The following is a 4,179-nucleotide window of genomic DNA, read 5'->3' on the forward strand; positions in this document are numbered from 1 at the left end:
GACAGCTACATGCGGGTGGTGACCAACTACTCCGGCGCCGACGGCAAGGTGCGGCTGATGTGCGTGGGCCACGTGCTGCTGGAGGAACACACCGGCCACGCCATCGGCAACCACGCCGTCATCATCACCGAGCCTGAGCCGGAGCTGTGCGAGAAGCTGAAGGGCTTCCTGGAGGCCATCCACTTCACCGGCTTTTCCAACTTCGACATCAAATACGACCAGCGGGACGGCAAGTTCAAGGCCTTTGAAATCAACTGCCGTCAGGGCCGGAGCAACTACTATGTCACCGGCGCCGGGTACAACCTGGCCAAATATCTGGTGGAGGACCGCATCCTGGGCAAGGACTGTGATCTGACCGTCACCAAAAACCGCCATCTGTGGTGGGTCATCCCCCCCAAAGTGGCCTATGACTACGTCAACCCCCGCTACCATCAGGAGATGACGGCCCTCCAGCGGGCCGGCGCCGCGGTCAATCCTCTGTTTTACCCCAGGGACAACGGTTTTTTCCACAAGCTGCGCATTCTCAAGGGCCAGCGCCGCTACGTGGGCTGGTACGCCTCCTGTATGGAGAAAGTGCGATGAGGGAACAGAGACTAGGCATCCTGGGAGGTATGGGTCCCCAGGCCACCCAGGACTTCTACCAGCGGATACTGGACCGCACCGACGCCTCCTGTGACCAGGAGCACCTGCCCACCCTCATCTGGAGCGACACCGCCATTCCCGACCGCACCGCCGCCATTTTGGGGGGAGACGCGGAGGGCTGCTACCAGCGGCTGCTGGAGGGGGCGCGCCTGCTGGAGCGGGGCGGCTGCACCGTGCTGGCCATCCCCTGCAACACCTCTCATTACTTTGCCGACCGGCTCCAGAGTGAGCTGTCCCTCCGGCTGGTCCACATGCCCCGGGAGACCGTGGGGGTGCTGGCGGCGGAGGGGAAGCGGAAGGTGGGTATTCTGGCCACCGACGGCACCGTGCGCACCGGGGTGTACCAGAAGGAGTGCGACGCCCGGGGCATCGAGGCTCTCTCTCCCCCGGATGACATCCAGAAGCTGGTGATGAGCATCATCTACGACGAAATCAAGCGGGGGGAGACCGGCTCCCGGGAGAAGTTCGCCGTGATCGACCGCTGGCTTCGGCAGGCGGGGTGCGACAGCGCCATCCTGGGCTGCACCGAGCTTTCCGTCTACCGCACCTACCACGGTCTGCCCGACTACTACCTGGACGCCATGGACGTGCTGGCCCAGCGGTGCATCACCGCCTGCGGCTACAAGCTGCGGCTGGTGTAGGGCGGCAGGCCCCCGGCGGGCCGATGCGGACATCGGCCTTTGTCTCTTACGCTCAAATTACCATGGTGGTGAATGAACATGACAAATTTACGCCGTCCTCTGGGGGACTATGTGCAGCTGCTGCTGCGCCACAACCTGCTGGCCGGCCGGGGGCCTGTCCCCGTCGATTTGACCGCCCCGGTGGCCCTGGTGTCCTGTGACTCCCAGGTGGTCATCCCCCGCACCCTCTTTGTGTGCAAGGGGGCCAAATTCAAGGCGGACTACCTGCGCCAGGCCATGGAGGGCGGGGCCTTCGTGTATGTCAGCGAAGTACCCTACCCGGATATCCCCCTGCCCTGCCTGCATGTCACCGACATCCGCCAGGCCATGGGCCTGCTGGCCGACCAATTCTACGGCCACCCCTCGGGGAAGCTGCACATCACCGGCCTCACCGGCACCAAGGGCAAGACCACCACGGCCTACTATATCAAGTCCATTGTGGACGCCTGGCTGGCCGCCCGGGGCCACCGGGAGAGCGCCCTGCTGTCCACCATCGTCACCGACGACGGGGTGGAGCGCAAACCCGCCAAGCTCACCACCCCGGAGCCTTTGGACCTCCAGCGCCACCTGTCCAACGCCGTGTCCGCCGGAGCGGACTGGCTCACCATGGAGGTATCCTCCCAGGCCCTGAAGTACGGCCGGGTCATTGGGGTGGATTTGGCCTGCGCGGTGTTTCTCAACATCGGGGAGGACCACATCTCCCCCATTGAGCACCCCGACCTGGCCGACTACCTCCAGTCCAAGCTGCTCATCTTCCGGCAGGCCGGAACCGCCTGCATCAATATGGACTGCGACCACGCCGATGAGGTGGCCCAGGCCGCCGCCCGGTGCGGGCGGGTGCTCACCTTCTCCCAAAAGAATCCCGCCGCCGCTGTGTACGGCTCCCAGGTGCGCAAGGAGGGGGACAAAATTGCCTTCCACGTCCGCACCCCCCGGTACGAGGGGGAGCTGGCTATCTCCACCCCCGGCCTGTTCAATGTGGAAAACGCCCTGGCCGCCGCCGCCGTGGCGGAGTGCTACGACATCCCCTTTGAGGCAGTACAGGAGGGCCTGGTACGGGCCTTCGTCCCCGGCCGGATGGAGCACTACGGCAGCGCCGACGGCCAGATCTCCGTCATCGTGGACTACTCCCACAACGGCATGAGCCTGCAAAATGCCCTGCGCTCCGTCCGCTCCGAATATCCCGACCGGCAGCTGACGGTGCTCTTCGGCTGCACCGGCGGCAAGGGCATTGACCGCCGGGAGGGCATGGGCAACGCCGCCGGGGAGTGGGCGCACCGCATCATCCTCACCGAGGACGACCCCGGTCCCGAGGAGGTGGAGGACATCTGCGCCGATATCGGGGCGTTTCTCCGCCGGTGGGGAAAAGCATACACCGTCATTCCCAACCGGGAGCGGGCGGTGGAGGCCGCCATCCTGGGGGCCTCCCGCCCCGCCGTGGTACTGCTGGCGGGAAAGGGGTGCGAAACCGCCCAGAAACGGAAAAACGGCCCGGAGCCCTGCCTGCCCGACGGGGTGCTGGCCCAGCACGCCCTGGAGAAATATGACCGTGAACAAGCTCAATGAGGCCTTTGCCGCCGCAGGCGCCGCCGCCTGGGGCGGCTTGCCGTTTTCAGAACTGGCGGAGGAGATGACAGCGGAAGCCATCGAGAAGGCGGAGGCCCTGTGTCCCGGTCCCCGGACCGTGCTGGTGGCGGCCTTCCCCTACTATGCCGGGGAGTCCGGCGGCAACCTGTCCCTCTATGCCCGGGGCCGGGATTATCACCAGGTCATCACCCGACGATTGAATACAATTTGTAATTTCCTGCTTCAAAAATACAAAAACTGCCGGTTTCTCCCCGGGACGGACAACTCCCCCCTGCCGGAACGGCAGGGGGCCTGGCGGTGCGGCATCGGCCTGCGGGGGAAAAACGGGCTGGTCATCCTCCCCCCCTACGGCTCCTATGTGTTTCTGGGTACCATTCTCACCGACGCCAGGCTGGATCTGCCACCCCGGATTCCCTCCCCCGGCTGCGCCGGCTGCGGAAAGTGTCAGGCTGCCTGCCCCGGGGGCGCCCTGGGGGCGGAAGGGGTGGACCCCGGCCGCTGCCTGTCGGCGCTGACCCAGCGGAAGGGGGTGCTGACGGAAAGAGAGCAGGCGCTGATAAAAGCCCACCCCCTGATCTGGGGATGCGACACCTGCCAGCAGGTCTGCCCCCACAACGCCGCCCCCGCCCTCTCCCCCCTGCCGGAGTTCCGGACGGAGCTGACCGCTTCCCTGACCGCGGAGGATTTGGCGGGGCTCACCAACCGGGACTTTCGGGAGAAATATGGGGACCGGGCTTTTGCCTGGCGGGGACCGGCCCCCCTCCGCCGCAACCTGGAGCTCCAGGGGTGAGGGGGCAATTTGTTCACAATTTCCCCTTTTTTATCAAAGCGTAATATGATATACTAGGTGACTGAATTGGCATAAAACGCCTGGGACAGTAGTCCCGTGGCGGAACTAAGAAAGGTGAACGGAATCCATGGGACTGCTGAAAAAACTCTTTGGCACCAGCTCGGAAAAGGAGATCAAGGCCATTAAGCCCCTGGTGGACAGGATTGAGGCTCTGGAGGGGGAGTACTCCGCCCTCACCGACGAGCAGCTCAAAGCCAAGACGCCCGAATTCAAGCAGCGGCTTCAGAACGGCGAGAGCCTGGACGACATTTTGCCGGAGGCCTTTGCCGCTTGCCGGGAGGCCGCCTGGCGGGTGCTGGGCATGAAGCCCTACCGGGTACAGCTTATCGGCGGCATCATTCTCCATCAGGGCCGCATCGCCGAGATGAAGACCGGCGAGGGCAAGACCCTGGTGGCCACCCTGCCCGCCTACCTCAACGC

At 64.8% G+C, this 4,179-nt stretch carries 3 protein-coding genes and 2 pseudogenes; all 5 read left to right on the top strand.

Translation table 11 applies throughout. The features are described from left to right. A pseudogene (locus Q0J74_RS10535) lies at nucleotides 1-582 on the top strand (ATP-grasp domain-containing protein); the annotation flags it as partial. After that, nucleotides 579-1,283, top strand: a complete 705-nt coding sequence (locus Q0J74_RS10540; RefSeq protein WP_297214409.1) for an aspartate/glutamate racemase family protein — start codon at nucleotides 579-581, stop codon at nucleotides 1,281-1,283. The pseudogene Q0J74_RS10535 and the gene Q0J74_RS10540, both read left to right, overlap by 4 nt. 78 nt (nucleotides 1,284-1,361) lie before the next feature. Beyond that, a complete protein-coding gene (gene murE, locus Q0J74_RS10545) occupies nucleotides 1,362-2,888 on the top strand; it encodes a Mur ligase family protein (protein ID WP_297214411.1) in 1,527 nt (508 codons plus the stop codon). After that, complete coding sequence (locus Q0J74_RS10550) at nucleotides 2,872-3,699, top strand: epoxyqueuosine reductase (protein ID WP_297214413.1); 828 nt, start codon at nucleotides 2,872-2,874, stop codon at nucleotides 3,697-3,699. Before murE ends, Q0J74_RS10550 begins: the two co-directional genes overlap by 17 nt. Before the next feature lie 127 nt (nucleotides 3,700-3,826). Then, nucleotides 3,827-4,179 (top strand): annotated as a pseudogene (locus Q0J74_RS10555) (preprotein translocase subunit SecA); the annotation flags it as partial.

It is taken from the genome of uncultured Flavonifractor sp., assembly GCF_944387675.1.
Classification (GTDB): Bacteria; Bacillota; Clostridia; order Oscillospirales; family Oscillospiraceae; genus Flavonifractor.

What these genes read in the sequence shown, in the direction of transcription:
- Q0J74_RS10540 (WP_297214409.1), top strand. Translation starts at nt 579, where the DNA reads ATGAGGGAACAGAGACTAGGCATCCTGGGAGGTATGGGTCCCCAGGCC.
- murE (WP_297214411.1), top strand. Translation starts at nt 1,362, where the DNA reads ATGACAAATTTACGCCGTCCTCTGGGGGACTATGTGCAGCTGCTGCTG.